The organism is Geomicrobium sp. JCM 19055 (assembly GCF_000698185.1).
GTDB lineage: Bacteria > Bacillota > Bacilli > Bacillales > Marinococcaceae > Geomicrobium_A > Geomicrobium_A sediminis.
Genome location: NZ_BAXL01000002.1, coordinates 90,819 through 108,242, shown reverse-complemented (window position 1 = coordinate 108,242; position 17,424 = coordinate 90,819). Strand labels below are relative to the sequence as shown.

Here is a 17,424-nt window from a genome sequence, read left to right as displayed (position 1 = left end):
TTTTTTCAACCCTTTCGATTGCGATACAACAAATACAAAAAGAACGGGGCACCAATTCCGGAAACGAGTACACCCACAGGAACATCAAGTGGTAAAAATGCCGTCCTTCCAACCACATCAGCGACAAACACCATCGTTCCACCGATGATCGCAGCTGTTGGAACGAGTAATGCAAAGGATCGACCGATGATAAAACGAGCAATGTGCGGTGCCATTAATCCAACGAAACTAATACCACCAGCGAAAGCGACAGCGACGCCTGCTAGGATGACACTTACCGTTATCATTCCTAATCGTTGCCACTGAATGCGTGCACCTAGACTTTTTGCCACATCTTCTCCTAGTTGTTGCACATGCACAGCTCTTGCACAAAGAAGCGCCAGAATCATTGCGCAACCAATCCATGGAACCATTTGTTGAACTGCGCTCCAAGAGGATCCATACACACTTCCAGTCATCCACACATAAGCTTGACTACTGCTATTAATCGGACTAAAAATGATCATGAGTGTTGTTAACGCACTCATCGCTGCATTAATACCGATCCCAATTAACACTAATCGTAGGGGCGATATGCCTTCTTTCCATGCAAGAGCGTAAATGAGTACTGAAACGATTGCTGAACCGAGCATTGCTGCTAACGGTAACAGCTCATCGGTAATACGCCGCTAAACGTTGTAATAAAGAAAACTGCGGCAACAGCCCCACCGCCTGTAATCCCGATAATATCTGGGGAGGCGAGTGAATTGCGGACCATCTCTTGTAGAATCAACCGATACACCTAGCGCAGCTCCTGCAAGTAAGGCCACTAACATTCTCGGTAATCGCAAGCTCTCAATGATAAATGTATTTGCGCCTACATCAATGCCGATAAAATATTGCATGATGCTAATGGCGACACCCACGTGCTACCAAGAGACAGACCGACAATCATGAGCACGATCATCACGAGAAATAAACACAACGTGAGTACGATTGGAACGATCGGTACTTGAAGTGAAAATGCACCGGACTTTGGACGTAGCGTGAACACTTTTTTTCATGATTGTTTAAACCCTTTTCTAGCAATGTAAATGAAAAACGGCGTACCAATTAAAGCCGTTACAACACCGATTGGAATTTCTCTAGGTTGAATAGCTATCCGTCCAACGACATCTGCATTCAACATCAGTATTGCACCGATGAACACACAGTATAGAATTAACCACATATGTTGATGACCGACGAAGAAACGAGCAATGTGAGGAACGATTAATCCAACAAATCCAATCATTCCACCAACCGCTACCGCTCCACCCGCTAACATGACGGCAACGAGTATGATCATCATCTTTAAGGCAAGAACACGTTGCCCAAGACCTTTTGCAATTTCATCTCCTGTATGCAACAGATTCATTGGCTTAGCAATTAAAAGTGCAAGGATTAAGGCTACACAAACGATTGGAATGACAGGCATCAAGACTTCGATAGGACGGTTGGCAACTGTCCCTGCCATCCACAACAACACGCGATCAAGATTCGCTTCATTTGTAACGAGCATTCCTTGAGTAAAGGACACGAACAACGCATTAATTGCCGTTCCAGCTAACACGACACGAACTGGAGAAAACCCTTCGTCGCCAACTGTACCGAGGCATAGACGAGCACCGCAGCAAGCAAAGCTCCTGCAAATGCAAACCAGAACAATGACGTTAACGCCTGTATTGAAAAGAAAGAAATTGCAACAACGACAAAAAAACAGTGCCCCCGCGTTAATACCAAAAACCCCAGGGGACGCTAATGGGTTCCGCGTTAACGCCTGTAGCATGGCACCTGAGACCGCAAGGCTTAAACCGATCAAAATCGCTGAAGCCGCACGTGATACTCGATGATACAAAATCACGTGATCTGCATTGGTCGCATCATACTCCCTCAGTGCATCAAACATTACATGCCAAGCAACGTGTTGTTGACCCACTTGAATGCTCATATAAAGGGATAGAATAAACAGTAGAATTAAGAGAATGAGGCCAAAAAAAATTTTGACCTCGTCGTTAGTAGTCGCTCACGCATCGTTTATTCCTTTTCGATACCATACATATCGTACAAATCATCTAGCATATGATTCGCTGCGATATACCAGCGCCCATACTCCACGTCACTTCATCGACCATCTCTACTTGATCATTCTCTACAGCATCTAACTCTTCCCAAAGCGGGTGTTCTGTCCAAAGATCCCAAGACTCATCCAATTCGTCGCCGTCTTGATTGCTTTGTAGGTAAATAAAGAACTGATCACTATTAAGTTCTGGAATGCTCTCTGTATTCGTTAACTCAATAAAGGCCTCACCAGCATCATAAGCTTCTTGTTGATTTTCAGGCATCGTAAACCCTGCATCTTCAAGAACACTTCCAGGGAACCCTCCGACAAACAGTCTCAATGAATCTGATCGGAAGTTAATGACTGAACGTGTCAATGGTTCTTCCTCAATTTGTTCCATTTCTGACTTAAAGCGCTCAATTCTCTCGTCCCAACGACTTAACAACGCTTCCGCTTCGTCTTCAACAGCAAGCGTTTCTCCCATTACGTCTAACGTCATCTTGAAATCATTAAGTTCATCAATAACAACCGTTGGTGCAATGCCAGACAGTTGTTCATAAATTTCTTCGTGACGGGACTGCGTTGCAATGATGACGTCTGGTTCAAGCGCTGCGATCTCTTCTAAATTTGGTTGAATCTCGTCACCTACAACCGTACTTTCACCTAAATCTTCTCGTAAGTATTCATATACTGGTGGTTCTAACCATGACTCCACGATCCCTATCGGTTCATAACCAAGAGCTGCTGCAGTATCGTTCGCTCCTTGGAATAACGTAACAACCTTCTCAGGAGGCTCTTCAAATTCAGCAACCCCTAAGCTATGTTCCACTGTATATGATTCTGTGTTCTCTTCTGTATCTTGACCAGCATCACTTGTCGTCGGTTCGTCACTACCTCCACAACCGATCAATACAAGTAATGATGCAAACGGAATTAATCGTATTATCTTCATGGCACCCTCCATTTGTTGATAATGATTCTCATTACTGATTATATGACTATTTTGACTTGATCAACATAGACAACACTGACATCACCATGCACATTTCAGACTTTATGTTACGAAAAACTCGGATAGCTTATTTAATAGAAGGTTATGTGAATACGCATTGTAGCTCGTATATAAATGTTTCGTGTCATACAACCCATACAGTTGCTTGTTCTTTACTGCTTTTAATGATTGCCAGCGTTCATCTCGGCTTAACTTTTTCAAGTGCTGAACAATCGTCGTTTGGCTCGGCAATCGCTTGTGACTTCGATATACCGTCAAAATAATTCGATCCGCATTGATTTCCATAAGCTCTTCCAGCGTAACCTCTTTAATGTGAGCAATCTTTCGAATGCGTTCAGGTGCTTCCATCTGTAAGTCATCGTACATGACCGCACCCATATTCCGCATCCCATAAAGGCAACAGCCTACTTCTCCAATTCCAACAACAATCACCGTCTCTTTGCCGACATACTTCTTGATTGAATCTTTTAAACTGCTCGCTTTTTGTTCATAGTGTTCCAACCATTGCTGCGCGCGCTGATCACAATCAACAATTGAGGCGATTTGTGTGAAATGTTCACGCCATGTACCTTCGTATGCAAGGTTTATAACTGGTGCAATCTGGTTAATTAATTCTGACTTTGTTTGTACCGCATCACTCATCGGAGCTTTCTGAATGACAACATCAGGTTGAATGGTGACTAACTTATCCACATCGACACTTTCTTGCCCGATTTCGACAACGCCCGCTTCCTTTAAAGAAAGAGGATACGAGTGATTCATAATCGCTGAATGAGGCAAATGATTTAACGCATACAAATGACCGGTAACAAGATGATGAAGGGAGGCGACTTTTAGTGAGAGAATCGAACGCTTCATAAAGCTTTGTGGTGAACGTCCCATCTGTCGTTTGAACTGCCGACTAAAATAAAACTCATCCTTAAAGCCAACATCAAAAGCTACGTCGCGAATCGTTTTGTTTCGATTAAGTAAAAGGCTTTTGGCATGAGTGATCCGCACACGATTTAAATACGACATCGGACTTTCTTTATAGCGCGCTTTAAATGTTCGTGAAAAGTAGTCAACATTGACCCCTGCTCGTTGTGCTAAGTCGACACGCGTTAAAGGTGCGTGATAAAAATGATCAATGTACGACTTGGAATCAGCCAAGCGTGACTGCAATGTATCTTTCTTTTGATCATTTAATTGTTGCAAGACGAGGTAAAATAATTCATACAAACGGTACGTTAACGTAAATGGTTGTGTTTCTAATTTTCGCGAATCACATACAAGTTGCTCTACTTTGCGTGAGATCGCTTCATTAAATGGGAATTCCACATATAAATTGTCGATCGCCTCACGAATAAACCTATCCTCAATCTGACTTTTCTTGTATGCTTTACAAATTAATGAAACCAACACATCTTCGTCTGCAATATAATCTCTCGTTGCGATGTACTGCTTATCATTCTTCTGGACAAAGTACAAACTTTCACCATCAGGTGATCCGGTGTTACCTTCTATTCCTTCAATCGCTCGTACAAATTCAAACTTCCGCTCATTTAAATATTGAATAAACGTACTTTCATTCATCATCTCTCACCACCGATAATGATAATCATTATCAACATAGTATCATGAACGAAGATAAATGCGACATTAAATCGTCTAAAACGTACGTGAATTCATTCAAATCTCCTATTTTGACGTACAAAAAGACCATGAACCTTTTGGTTAATGATCTTTTTTACCCTAGTTATGGCAATGCTATAACTCGAAACGGACTCGATTGTTTAGGCAAAGAACCGATCTCGGTTTTCGTATCCATATCAATAATCGAAATTAATTGTCGATTTGAATAACCGACATACGCTCGACGAGTATAAGGATTCAACCAATCGTAACAGGGTTTGATCCTGAATCTGCTACCGGAATCTCCGCAATGATCTCTGACGTATTCTCATCGATGACCGTAACGTACCCATCCGCATTGGTCACATAGAGTTCATCAAATAAAGGGTCAATTTCAACACGGTTCGGACTACCATTGACGACAATCGTGTCGACTAACGCCAACGTATTTCCGTCATACACCGTGACCGTGCCTCCTTCTGTATTCGTAACGTAAACGAGATTCGTTCGCTCATCAACAATTACATCGCTCGGGTTAACCAATCCTTCTGTAAACGGGCCGATTATTTCATTAGTTGCACCATTAACTACATTCATTTCATTAGCGAATTGTCCACCACTCACTATATAAATAAAGTTCGTCAGTGAATTTACAGCAAGCGCATTTAAAGGATTAGGAAAGACTCCTTCACCGATCACAGCTTCTACTTCAAACGTATCCCCATCCACGACAAACAATCGGCCTGTTAGTGTTGTCACATAGAGCTTATTCGTTGTGAAGTTGATTTCGACAGCTTCTGGATTCGGCCCTGGCGTTGAGAGTGCAAATTGTGTAATTAGACTTTCGTCCAACGCACTATACACATACATTGTTCCCGGCTCGTTCGCTGCTGCAACATACACATAATTTCGGTAAGGATCGACAGCAATTGCAAACGCAAATGAAAGAAAAAAACGTTGGTAACGTCCCAATTTGTTCATTTGTAAACCCATCAAAAACCGCTGTATTCCCTGTGAATGGCTGCAGACCATACACTTTGTTTAAACCGGTCGGCGCTGTTGGAGATGGTGGAATTGTAGGTTGTGTTGGGGCTGTTGGAGCTGTTGGGGCTGTTGGTGGCACAACATTCGCTGGACCATTAATAAGATTATTGTTAATCTCGATTCTTTTAAAACAATTATCCATATAATCACTCCTTTCTCCTATATTTATATAGCTTATGTACAGGTACCTCTCGCCCGTGTTAGTAGGAATAACTATTTTAGTTAAGATTACAAAAAATGGGTGTCCCTATTTACAGCTTAATGCATTCAATGACGAACCTTTTTGACCTGATGTTCGTACAGTAACGTTAAAGGATAAATCTATAGGGGGAATAGAATTGGAGCATAAAAAAAGATAAGGGACACAGTACTCCAACGAATATTAACTGTGCCTGCGGACCAAAAGGGAAGCACCACCTCGGACCAAACCGGAAGAAAAATTGCGGTTGCGGACCTTGTTCAATCTATATTAATAACAACTTAATCAACGGTTCGACTTGGGCAACTTGTCCAACTTGCCCAACTGGACCTACGGGACCGGCGGGGGCTACGGGTGTTACTGGGCCTGCGGGTACTGGTGCTACGGGACCTGCCGGGGCGACTGGCGCGACTGGTGAGGCTGGCGCTATTGGTGCGACTGGCGCGACTGGACCACCAGGTACCGGGGCTACTGGACCGCTGGGGCTACAGGGGCTACTGGTGAAGCTGGCGCTATTGGTGCGACTGGACCACCGGGCACAGGGGCTACTGGACCGCTGGGGCTACGGGGGCGACCGGTGAAGCTGGCGCTGTTGGTGCTACTGGACCGGAAGGACCACCTGGACCCGAAGGGCCAGAGGGACCGCAAGGAATTGAAGGGCCGGAGGGGCCTCAAGGTTTAGAAGGACCAGAAGGACCTCCTGGACCGGAGGGACCAGAAGGGCCTCAAGGTTTAGAAGGACCGGAGGGACCTCAAGGTTTGGAAGGTCCGGAAGGACCTCAAGGGATTGAAGGGCCAGAAGGACCAGAAGGACCTCCTGGTGGTGCTGGCGCGACTGGGGCTACAGGAGCTACTGGGACGGGAGCTACTGGACCACCTGGACCAACCGGACCTGGTGGCGGTGGTTCGACGGTTGAATCAGCCTTCGGATCTTCAACAGGGGGTCAAGTAATTACACTAGAAACTGAACCTGGAGCAATAATCGCTGTTCCAGACAATCAATTAACAAGCCCGAACATTATTGCAGCCAATGATGGTTTTACCGTTCTAACAGCAGGTCGTTACAGAGTTTCATACTCTCTCTTATTACTCACATCAAGGGTTGTTTCGACACGAATATTGTTAAACGGCGCTCCCGTTGATCCCTCGGTTTTGAATGGTAATTTAACTGGGTCTTATACGAATTACGATAATGAGGTACTACTTGATCTTGCCCCTGGAGATAACTTACAATTAGCAGTCGTTGGTCCGGCGGGTCAGACAATCACATTAGAAACAGGAACAAGTGGTGCAACATTGCAAGTCATTGGTTTGGATGTGCCAGGTATTTAGTAATTTCACTAACATTTCAAGAGCATTCATGACTTTACATGAATGGCTCTTTTTTAAGTTACATTCACTTATTACGATGCTACACCTAGCACCCTATCAACATTAATGATTGTTAGTTATTCAGAACATAATCCGGTAATCAAACCGGCGGGATGTACAAGTTCAAAAAGACAGGAACGGTCAAGATACCGATGTTTACGAGTGCATGAGAGGCGATCGCAAAGCGTAAGCTTCCTGTTTTTATGTAGATGAGTGACCATACGATGCCTAAGATCGGTAGATATAGAAGCACATGGATGTGTTGATTTGCAATCGAGAATACGCCCCACATGAGTGGATGACTCAAAACGAAGAACACCGTTGTGTAAGCAATACTGGCCCAATTGGGAAACCTCTTCATTGCCGCATCTAACAATAACCCTCTCCAGTAGAGCTCTTCAAAAACTGGATTAATCATCGCGAACAGAAGCCATAAACCGATGATCCACGGATCATTTAACACGTGTAAATTCATGAGTAACACAGTGAATGGGAACAACCCTACAACCCAGCCTAAACTTACAATTCCTTTCGATGGTCTTGATTTGCCAAGCCAGCTTTTCACTTGTTTATTTCCTTTAAAACGATAGATGCAATAGCCAAGCAACGACCAATACACGATCGCCAGAGGTACCCATGCCCACTCATTCATAAACGATGAAAACAATGTTGCCACTACAAAGCCAATTGCAATAATGATGATCGGAGATAGTAGAATCCACGTCGTTTTAGCACGGCTTGCCATCTTTACTCTCCACCCTTACTCGTGAACAGCCGAAGAATAAGTGATGCTTCTGGTATTGGGCATTCTGCCCATTGCAACTTATTAATCGCTAACCCTTGGATCATTGCATAATAAGCAACCGCGAGCTGTACCGGGGAATCATCTACAATTTCTCCTTGTTCTTGACCGGCCATAATTATCGGTAAGATCGCCTTGACTGGCGAATTCTGCTCATCTCTTAATAAGTTTGTCACGTCGTCTGGTACTGCGTCTGATGTGCTCGCTTGAATCATAATCACGAACAAATACAATTCATTGCCACGTGCAATGGAACGCAAAATCTCTTCTGTCATCTGCGATAACTTTTCTAGAGGTGTACCTTCCCGTTGCATTGCCTTCGTAACGCTTCCCATCGACCTTTCACTTGCTTTCTTAACGAGCTCAAAAAACAGATGTTCTTTCGAATTAAAATAATGATAAACCAAACCGTGACTGAGCTTTGCTTCCTTTGCTATTTCACTAATTTTCGTCCCGGCCATTCCTCTTCTTGCAAAAATAATGCTGGCCGCATCCAGCAGTTGATCTCGCCTTGCATCTCGTATCTCACGGTTTTGCTGTTCGTCCCTTGCATGTCACACCTCTATTTTTGATTGATTAATTAGTCAATATAAAGATACAGAAATCCCTCATTAATCGCAAGAACTTTTCGAAAATAAAAATATACGCTATTGAACGCCGCTTTCCAAGATTGAGAACGTCTTGTTCTTTGTATCGATTTCAGCCAACGCACCGTAAGGCAAGACAAACTTAGGTTCTGTATGACCGAAGTTTGCATTATACAAGATTGGTAGTGACTGTAATTGCTGTTCTTTCATAACACTACGAATGGTTTCTTTGTATTCCTCAAAATACGCTTCATCTTGCGGCTTCCCAAAGATCATCCCGTTAATTCTATGAAGAATGCCTTGGGCTGCATAATTCCTTAGCCAACTTCTAATCAGCCTCGGCTCTGGTTTTTCCTCAGAAGTTTCAAAGAATAAGATTCGATTATTCCAATACTCCTCATCCGGCCATAAGATTGTTCCTTTCGCAAGTTCTAGTGCCTCTATGCTCCCACCAAAGAGGCGACCACTGAAGACTCCATCTCCTTGTAGAACTTCAATTCCATCGTTTACTTGAGTCGAACGACGTTGATGCTTCGTCTCTTCCTCTTCCCACGGCAAATACTCACTCGTCCACTCTGTGGCAGGTTTTACTTCTCCAATTACTTCGCTCGAAAACAAAGTCCGCTTGATCATCTCAACGGTATATGGGAACATTTCCACGTTCTCTGCAAAGTCCGTTAAAACAGCAGGACGGTAAAATGAAGAAAGGCCTGCTTTATGACAAAATAGGTGACAGATCGTGACATCAGAATAACCAAGGATAACCTTTGGGTTGTCCCTGATCACTTCGAAATCAATATATGGCAGTAAACGAATGCTATCATCACCACCGATGTTCGCAATCACTGCTTTTATGCTTGGATCTTTAAACGCACACATCAGATCTGCTGCACGTGCTTCGGGATGATCATACAAGTCGACTGCACGTTTTAAACTGTTCGGCATCGGAACCACTACTAGACCAAACACCGATTCTAAACGCTCCACACCTTGCTTGTAACGCCAGTGTAGATCAGGTTCACCTGCTCCCCCAAAAGACGGACTAATTGTTGCAACCTTATCTCCACGTAGTAGCTTTTTTTGGTTTGCTTAGCATCTTAAACACCCTTCCCACTAGTTAGACTGCGCGGTTTAAGAACATCGTTATGAAAATATGAAATAACGACCTACATTAACTAGTCTTTACTTCTAGTTTTTCCTCAATAACGCACGAAATCAACATGGAATCCTTACTACGTCAATACGATTATCCAGAAATCCTTTTTCGTGCATCTCTCTGAACAATTTAGAAAGGGTATGATAAAATGTCTAAATTAAAGAACTATTCAATCTTAATCGGAGGTTTACTTCTCATGACAACACCTGTTCAAGCAACTAGTTCAAGTAACAGTCTACTACCTGCAGAAACTCCACCTGCTGCGGGTCAAAAGCCTGATGCAACCATTCCCTTTTCTTATCAGCCTTACTTCGGACAAAGCATGGAGCAACCTGACCATATTAAATCGCTCTACCCCGACCCCGACGTTGCATTCACTACACCTGGTTTTGCACCTGGGAAAGAAAACTTTACGACTACTGAAGAAATGATGAGCTTTCTACATGAACTAGATGCAGAAAGTGATCGCCTCCAATTAGAGAATATCGGTTATTCACAAGAAAACCGAGAGATTCCTTTACTTATTTTCACCGAAGATGGAAAGGCGATTGATGAAACGAAGAATAAACCTACTGTATGGCTGGAAGCCCAAGTCCACGGTAGTGAGCCCGGTGCTGGCGAGGCTGCCTTAGTTGCCGCGCAAAAGCTTGCTCTAGAAGAGATCGGTGACGAATTGTTAGCTAAGATCAACGTCATCATTATTCCTCGTGTCAATCCTGACGGTTCGCATTACTTCCAATTTGGAAGTGCAAGAGGGCCTTGGATTAACCGCGATCATATGAAATTAGACCTCCCTGAAACAAAAGCAATGAACAAAACGTTGCAACGCTTCAAGCCAGAAGTTGTCTTAACATCCCATGAATATGGTCATCGCAATTGGGATGCATTTAAAGAATTTGGCAACGAAGGTGGCGGTCCGTACCACGACATCTTACTCGCTAAAGGCTACAACTTAAATGTACCTGAAGAGATTCGGCAAACTGCTGATGACCTTTTCATTCAAAATGCGTTTGACCAATTAGAAGATGCTGGTTATTCAACCGATACGTACGTATCCTTTCCAGAAGATTACGACCCTGATACAGAAACCATCACTGTCTCCGAGGGAAATGGGTCACCTCGTTTCGAAAAAGAGATAGCCGCTTTACTTCCGAGCTTCACGTTTTTATTAGAAGGACGTGGCGATCGCTTTGGTCGTGAAAGCTTCGCAAGACGTGTTCATTCTCATTACTTGACCATAGAAAGCTTCTTGCAAACGACTGCAGAGCATTCTGACGATATATCTTCCATGATACACAACGCACGTGAGCAATTGGTTGAAAACGGAAAAACTGTTGACCCTTCTGATACAATTGTCATTCGCAGTGAGGCGACTGAACTCGAGCGTCCATTAGAAATATTAGACATTGAAACGGGTGATGTGGTAGAAGTGCCGACGACTTATTTGAGTGCCACAGAGGCTGTACCGACACTAGAAAGAGTCCGTCCTAGAGCATACCTTTTGCCACCTTCTCACCAGCATATCGCTGATAAATTACGCATACATGGCGTTGAAGTAAAAGCACTTAATGAACAAGTTGAATTAGCTGTTGAGCGGTATGAGGTCATCGAGCAAACGATCGGAGAACAAGTACAAGAAGGTCACATTACGAATCATGTTGAAACTGAAATAGAAACGACCACGCGAATCTTTCCGGCTGGTAGCCTCGTCTTTGAAATGTATCAAACCGCAGCAACTGTCATCGCGCTAGCGTTGGAACCAGAATCTGAAGACAGCTACGTTACGTATAATTTCATCCCAGTTAATCTAGGTGATGAAGTCCCAGTCTATCGCTATATGGATAACGATCGTCTAGATGCAAGCCCGATTTCAGACGAAACGAGCAATCAACCTGAAGAAGCTTCATCGATTAGTCTCGTTGTACTCATCAGTTCCATTGGTGCTGTACTCGCCGGTATTACCGCCCTGTTCTACAGAAGAGCACGTAAAACATCTTAATCCATAAAAAAACGAGGAGTACCTCTCCTCGTTTTTATATCGTAACCGCTTGCTTTAACACGTATTGACCATATTCCTCAACATCTTCAAAATGAATCGTCTGCCATAAAAGCATCTGCTTACTCACCGCTGCCGTACTGCGTGCATCTTGAACTGATCGTGGCTCACGAGAAAGATACCGTCGATAATACTGGAAGAACACGTAAAGTTTCCGGTATGATTTGCTTTCTTTTACTTCAACAGCTGCTTCTTCTAGGAAGCGAACGAGAACAGTCGTGTGGTACAACAACTCGAGAAAATGACGAGCAAATGCATTGACTTCTCTGTCTGTTGATTCCACGACATCTTGCATGACCGATTCAACATGTGTAATTTGTGCTTCAACAACACTCTTCGCCATGTTGAATAACTCACTACCCTCTCTAAGAGTCGTTAACGTTTCACAAAGCTTTGATAAAAGAACCTCACCCGCTTGTTCTTTACGCATCGCTCGGATTACATCTAAAGCGACGATATTCGTCGTTCCTTCCCAAATTGATCCTAAATGAGCATCGCGAACGAGTCGTGGATTGACCCATTCTTCAATATAGCCATTCCCACCTCGAACTTCCATCGCCTCAGCGCTCACGTAGCGGGCTCGCTTACAAATGTACCCTTTTAGAATTGGGGTGAGAATGCGCATCATCTCTTTTGCACCTTTGACGTTTTGGTCGTTTTCATCGAATTGATGAGCGGTGTACAAGATCATCGCTTGTGCTGCTTCCACATCTAGTTGCATTTCCACGAGGTTCTCTTGCATCATCGGTAAGTCGATGAGCTTGCCTCCAAACGCTTCTCGCTCTTTGGCGGTTTCGATTGCTTCAAGGAAACTTCTTCTCATGATGCCCGTAGACCTAACCGCATTGGACAATCGTGATGCGTTCACCATCGACATCATCTGTTTGAAGCCGTTATCGATACTCCCGACGACGTAACCGATCGCTCCGTGGAAGTTTATTTCACCACTCGCCATGTCTTTCGTGCCTAATTTATCTTTTAATCTTAGAATTGTGTAGTGATTATGAGTGCCGTCTTCCAAATATTTAGGCACGAGGAACATCGCTAACCCTTTTGAACCTTCTTGAGCACCCTCTGGTCGTGCTAACACGAGCGCAACATCGCCTGAAACGTTTGAACAAAACCACTTGTCTCCATAGATTTCATAGTGATCTCCGTTCAGCTTCGCACTTACCGTATTCTCGCCTACGTCTGAACCTCCATGCTTTTCGGTCATGAACTGACCAGCAGTGAACAAGTCATCCATCGACGTACTCGTAAGCCTAGGAACGTACTTCTCTTTCATTTCTTTACTTGCATAGTTAGTAAGCACCGTCGCCGCTGCATCGGTCATACTCATTGGACAACACAGGCCAAACTCTCCTTGAGCAAACAATGACCAGAGGGCATACTTCTCAATTTTCTTAAACGGTCTGTCTCGACCCATCACACCTGCTCGATGGGTCATCGCTGACATCCCAAATTGGCTATAGCGATCCGCTCCAATTCACGGTACGCGGGGTGGTAGCTCACTTCATTGACACGCTCTCCTCTTCGATTGTACGTTTGAAGAACAGGTGGATGTTTGTCAGCGACGGATGCCAACGGATCAATCTCTTCACTTGCAACCCGACCTAATTGTTGTAAGAGAGGCTCAAGTTGTTCAAAAGACGATGTATCAACATACTGACGTAACAAAAATGACAAGTTCTGATCTGCTTCATAATAATTAATTCCCAATGTATCAGGTAATTGAGTAGACGGGTTCATCGTACACGTACCTCCTTATTATGAATGGACACGATCGACCTCTCTCCAAACGATAATCGCATCTAACGCTTGCAAGCCTTGTTCACGAACGAAGACTGGATTAAGATCCATCTCTTGAATACGATCTTGATTCGCAGCTGCAAATTGTGAGAGCTTAACAATGGCATCGGCTAACGCATTGACGTCATACCCTTGGTGACCACGTACACCTTTTAAGATCGCAGCGGACTGTAACTCATCAATCATCTGATAAGCACTACGTTTTGAGACAGGCGCATGTCGCATTGCATAATCTTTGAACACTTCAATGTAAATCCCACCAAGACCACAGACGATAAATGGTCCAAAATCAACATCGTGTTGAATGCCGATAAACATCTCGACCGACTTCTCTTGCATCATCTCTTCTACGAGAATGCCATCAATAGAAGCGGATGGATGGTGCTTCGCAACACTTTGAACAATACGATCATAGCTTTCACGAAGTTGCGTACTGTTCTCAATTCCTAGTTCAACACCACCAACGTCCGACTTGTGCAAAATATCATCCGAAATGACTTTTGCGACGACTGGATACGCCAGTTCTTCGGACACCTTCACTAATTGTTCATCCCCCGTTACGAGTACTCCTCTAGGGACGTCAATGCCTAGCTCTTTCACCGCTTGCTTTGCTACAACTTCTGTCCAAATGGCTTCGCTCGGGCTAACTTTTAAGGAAGATTGAACGTCAATGTCTTCGAGTGTCGTCGTCGTAAACGTTGACAGTTTCTCAACAGCATACATTGTTTTGTATGACGTAACGTACACAGGTACATTAGCATCTTCAAGCGCCTTCCGGCCTGCTCCTGTAAGCTCTTCAGAACCGGTGACAGTTACGACGATTGGCTTTTCTGTTTGCTGGTCAATCTCTACAATTCGCTCGCACACCTTTTTACCGAGTTCGCCCCCGAATGTCGTCTGTACGACGATGGCATCCACTTCGCTTGCGTTCGCTAACACATCCAGAGTATCCGCGATAATGTGTTGTTCTTTTAACGCTTGCGCGGTCACATCAATCGGATTAACTGCTGACCCGTAGCTCGGAATAATTGAAGAGATTTGCTCTAATGTTTTTGGTTCTAAGCGAACGAGATCCAGTCCAAGTTGCTCACTATAATCTGCCATCGTAATGCCTGCCGCTCCAGAATTTGAAATCGTCACGACTCGATTGCCGTGCATCGATTTCGTACGCGAGAAGATTTTCATAAGATCGACTAAATCATCGACATCATTTGCAATGACTACCCCGTACTGTTTGGAAATCGTTTGGAACATCTCATCAGAACCTGTCATTGAGGCTGTATGAGACATCGCCGCTTCTTGCCCAATCTCTGAACGACCAGCTTTCATAATGAGTAAAGGCTTCTGTATCTCTTTTGCTTTCTTAGCAAGGGCAATGAAAGCTTCACCGTCTGGAATGCTCTCCAAGTAGCCTGCAACGACCTTCGTATCATGATCATCAAGTAAGTAATCCATAATGTCGATCGTATTGATGTCCATTTGATTGCCTGTATTAATAATGTACGAGAATCCGATGCCTTGCTCTTGGGCGATGCCAAACAGCGAGAATCCGAGCGCACCACTTTGTGATGCAAATCCGACATTGCCAGAGATAAAGCCCGTTTCCGTTTCAAACGACGTTGCAAAACCAAGCGGCAAGGAGTCTTTTACATTCAGTAGCCCTAAGCAATTGGGTCCAAGTAATGAAAGGTTCGCTTGTTTCGCCTTTTGCTCGACCTTTTCTTGCAATGCCTTGCCCTCTTCACCTACTTCAGCAAATCCCGATCCGAACAAAATTAATGAACGAATTCCTTTTTGTTCACATTCATCTAGGATGGATAGAATTCGTGATGCAGAAACTGCAAGTAATGCGACATCGACTTCGCCTGGAATATCTAGCACCGAATCATAACACGTAAGATCTCCGATCGAATCGTACTTCGGATTCACCGGATAGATGTGACCAGAATAGTGATGCTCAAGCAAGTTTTTTAATGGCTTCCCACTAATTGATGAGAAATCTTTCGATACCCCGACGATCGCGACCGACTTCGGATGCAGTAAACGCTCAATTGCTTCTGTTCTAGACATTCAATCGCCTCCTAAGAATTTGATACATCAACTGTTCCAGATTGATTAAATCGTTGCTTCTTAATCACTTTATAAATGATTAATAAAAGGATCATCACCGCAATCGTCGTTAGGTTCACAACAATGCTTGGCATTAACATGAGTAGTCCTCCAGCTAAAAGTACACCCCTCATCACGACATTGACACGTCCAACTCCGACGAGGTATCCACTAAGTGAAGCGCTGATTAAGAACACACCCACTACGGCTGCAAGAATACTTACAATTGATTCAGTAAACGTCCCTTGCCAGATGAGTGCTGGCTGATAGACGATGAAAAACGGAATGAAGAAGGTAACGATTCCAAGCTTTGTGGATACAACACTCGTCCTCAGAGGATTTGAGTTGGCAATGCTCGATGCGGCGAACGATGCGAGCGCGACAGGTGGTGTAATGTACGATGCTGTTGCCCAGTAAAGAACGAACAAATGTGCAGCAATCACATTCACACCCACTTGTGCGAGCGCTGGCGCTAACACGATCGCTAAGAAGATATAACTTGCAGAAACAGTCATACCCATCCCTAAAATAAAGCTCGTCACAGCTCCTGCAATAAGGAGCAACAATAAGTTGTCGCCTGCCATTTGCACGAGTTCTCGAGAGAATGAAAACGACACGCCTGTTGCAGAAAACGCACCGACAATGAGGCCAATCCCTGCAATTAATGAGACGATTTCCCCGAGTACTTTGCCAATGTCAAAGATCATCGTTTTAAACGATTGCCACGTTAACTTTGCTTGAGTTGAGAAAAACGAGAGTACGAGCACTAAAGCGCTTGCATAAAATGGCGCTTGTGCTTCAGAACGAATGAAGATCAACACAAGGATTAGTGCCAAAATGCTAAGTAAATACATCCAACCATTCGTCAATGTCGCGAATAGCTTCGGTAATTTCGACTTGTGAATGCCTTTTAAATCACGCTTTGCCGCATACGCATCCACTTGTAAAAAGACAGCAAGGAAAAACAAAATGGCTGGGATAATCGCCGCAAGTGCGATTTCAAGGTACGCAACACCGATAAATGACGCCATAATAAATACTGCTGAACCATAATTGGGGGCGTAATCGTCCCACCCGTTGAAGAGGTCGCTTCAATGGCAGCCGCGTATTCCGGCTCATAGCCTGCTTTTTTCATCGCAGGGATCGTTAATTGACCGGTCGTTACCGTATTCGAGATTGCACTACCACTAAGCATCCCGAAAAACGCGCTACCTGCGACCGACACTTTCGCCTCTCCGCCTCGGGAGCGACCGAAAATCGATTGTGCCAACTTAAAGAAAAACTCTCCCCCACCTGTATGCGTTAAGATGACCCCAAAGATCATAAACCCGATTACGAGTGATCCAATTGTACTGAGCGGGATCCCAAGCACACTATTCGTGCTCATCAGATGGTTGTTCGCGAGTGTAATGAAATCAAAACTATGACCTTGTAAGAAATAAATCGGAATGGTATGTGCACAAGGGGATACAGTGAAATGGTTAGACAGATAAAAAAAGAGTATTTTCCCGCCAGCACGACGCAATATTTCTAAAACGAGAATCCAAAGAATAATCGCTGCAGCAGTCGCTTGAACAGGGGCTACCCA

Annotated in this window: 16 protein-coding genes and 2 pseudogenes; 3 read left to right on the top strand and 15 right to left on the bottom strand. The window is 44.1% G+C overall.

Annotated features, from left to right (window positions below; all coding sequences use genetic code 11):
• Nucleotides 1-5: 5 nt before the first annotated feature.
• The 8 genes from JCM19055_RS02845 to JCM19055_RS02825 all read right to left on the bottom strand — a co-directional run bounded on the left by JCM19055_RS02845 (nt 6) and on the right by JCM19055_RS02825 (nt 5,675).
• Nucleotides 6-632: an iron ABC transporter permease gene (locus JCM19055_RS02845; protein ID WP_265181705.1), complete on the bottom strand. Its 627-nt coding sequence runs from the start codon at nt 630-632 to the stop codon at nt 6-8.
• Between the two features lie 5 nt (nt 633-637).
• Nucleotides 638-781, bottom strand: a complete 144-nt coding sequence (locus JCM19055_RS28165) for an iron chelate uptake ABC transporter family permease subunit (protein WP_265181704.1) — start codon at nt 779-781, stop codon at nt 638-640.
• 75 nt (nt 782-856) lie between these two features.
• Nucleotides 857-1,033 (bottom strand): hypothetical protein, encoded by a 177-nt coding sequence (locus JCM19055_RS28160; protein WP_265181703.1) that lies wholly within the window; start codon nt 1,031-1,033, stop codon nt 857-859.
• Nucleotides 1,034-1,039: 6 nt separating this feature from the next.
• Complete coding sequence (locus JCM19055_RS02840; protein WP_265181747.1) at nt 1,040-1,984, bottom strand: iron ABC transporter permease; 945 nt, start codon at nt 1,982-1,984, stop codon at nt 1,040-1,042.
• Nucleotides 1,985-2,093: 109 nt separating this feature from the next.
• Nucleotides 2,094-3,032 (bottom strand): ABC transporter substrate-binding protein, encoded by a 939-nt coding sequence (locus tag JCM19055_RS02835; RefSeq protein ID WP_052365830.1) that lies wholly within the window; start codon nt 3,030-3,032, stop codon nt 2,094-2,096.
• Nucleotides 3,033-3,134: 102 nt separating this feature from the next.
• The gene (locus JCM19055_RS02830; RefSeq protein ID WP_081833392.1) at nt 3,135-4,667 is read right to left on the bottom strand and encodes an ABC transporter substrate-binding protein; all 1,533 of its coding nucleotides are present in this window, start codon (nt 4,665-4,667) and stop codon (nt 3,135-3,137) included.
• A 160-nt stretch (nt 4,668-4,827) separates the two neighbouring features.
• Nucleotides 4,828-4,965, bottom strand: coding sequence for a hypothetical protein (locus JCM19055_RS28155; protein WP_265181702.1), 138 nt, complete (start codon nt 4,963-4,965; stop codon nt 4,828-4,830).
• Nucleotides 4,962-5,675: a YncE family protein gene (locus JCM19055_RS02825; protein ID WP_265181701.1), complete on the bottom strand. Its 714-nt coding sequence runs from the start codon at nt 5,673-5,675 to the stop codon at nt 4,962-4,964. The genes JCM19055_RS28155 and JCM19055_RS02825 overlap by 4 nt, the downstream gene beginning before the upstream one ends.
• Between JCM19055_RS02825 and JCM19055_RS28150 the strand changes: the two genes are divergently transcribed.
• The gene (locus tag JCM19055_RS28150) at nt 5,645-5,893 is read left to right on the top strand and encodes a hypothetical protein (protein ID WP_265181700.1); all 249 of its coding nucleotides are present in this window, start codon (nt 5,645-5,647) and stop codon (nt 5,891-5,893) included. The genes JCM19055_RS02825 and JCM19055_RS28150 overlap by 31 nt on opposite strands.
• Nucleotides 5,894-6,705: 812 nt before the next feature.
• The gene (locus JCM19055_RS26935) at nt 6,706-7,278 is read left to right on the top strand and encodes a hypothetical protein (RefSeq protein ID WP_042358432.1); all 573 of its coding nucleotides are present in this window, start codon (nt 6,706-6,708) and stop codon (nt 7,276-7,278) included.
• Between the two features lie 139 nt (nt 7,279-7,417).
• Here the strand turns inward: JCM19055_RS26935 and JCM19055_RS02815 are convergent, their stop codons facing one another.
• From JCM19055_RS02815 to JCM19055_RS02805, 3 genes and pseudogenes are all read right to left on the bottom strand, one after another.
• Nucleotides 7,418-8,062, bottom strand: a complete 645-nt coding sequence (locus JCM19055_RS02815; protein ID WP_042358430.1) for a CPBP family intramembrane glutamic endopeptidase — start codon at nt 8,060-8,062, stop codon at nt 7,418-7,420.
• Nucleotides 8,063-8,064: 2 nt separating this feature from the next.
• Complete coding sequence (locus JCM19055_RS02810) at nt 8,065-8,616, bottom strand: TetR/AcrR family transcriptional regulator (protein WP_265181746.1); 552 nt, start codon at nt 8,614-8,616, stop codon at nt 8,065-8,067.
• A 150-nt stretch (nt 8,617-8,766) separates the two neighbouring features.
• A pseudogene (locus tag JCM19055_RS02805) lies at nt 8,767-9,802 on the bottom strand (S66 peptidase family protein).
• A gap of 208 nt (nt 9,803-10,010) precedes the next feature.
• On the opposite strand from JCM19055_RS02805, the gene JCM19055_RS02800 reads away from it, so the two are divergent.
• A complete protein-coding gene (locus JCM19055_RS02800; protein ID WP_052365828.1) occupies nt 10,011-11,861 on the top strand; it encodes a M14 family zinc carboxypeptidase in 1,851 nt (616 codons plus the stop codon).
• 34 nt (nt 11,862-11,895) lie between these two features.
• Here the strand turns inward: JCM19055_RS02800 and JCM19055_RS02795 are convergent, their stop codons facing one another.
• From JCM19055_RS02795 to JCM19055_RS22465, 4 genes and pseudogenes are all read right to left on the bottom strand, one after another.
• Nucleotides 11,896-13,365 carry an acyl-CoA dehydrogenase family protein gene (locus tag JCM19055_RS02795; RefSeq protein WP_193745273.1) on the bottom strand — a complete coding sequence of 490 codons (1,470 nt, stop codon included), beginning with the start codon at nt 13,363-13,365 and terminating at the stop codon, nt 11,896-11,898.
• Nucleotides 13,362-13,667 (bottom strand): hypothetical protein, encoded by a 306-nt coding sequence (locus tag JCM19055_RS22470; RefSeq protein ID WP_052365826.1) that lies wholly within the window; start codon nt 13,665-13,667, stop codon nt 13,362-13,364. Before JCM19055_RS22470 ends, JCM19055_RS02795 begins: the two co-directional genes overlap by 4 nt.
• Nucleotides 13,668-13,685: 18 nt before the next feature.
• Nucleotides 13,686-15,797, bottom strand: a complete 2,112-nt coding sequence (locus JCM19055_RS02790; protein WP_042358425.1) for an acetate--CoA ligase family protein — start codon at nt 15,795-15,797, stop codon at nt 13,686-13,688.
• 11 nt (nt 15,798-15,808) lie between these two features.
• Nucleotides 15,809-17,361, bottom strand: a pseudogene (locus JCM19055_RS22465) (TRAP transporter permease).
• Nucleotides 17,362-17,424: the final 63 nt, after the last annotated feature.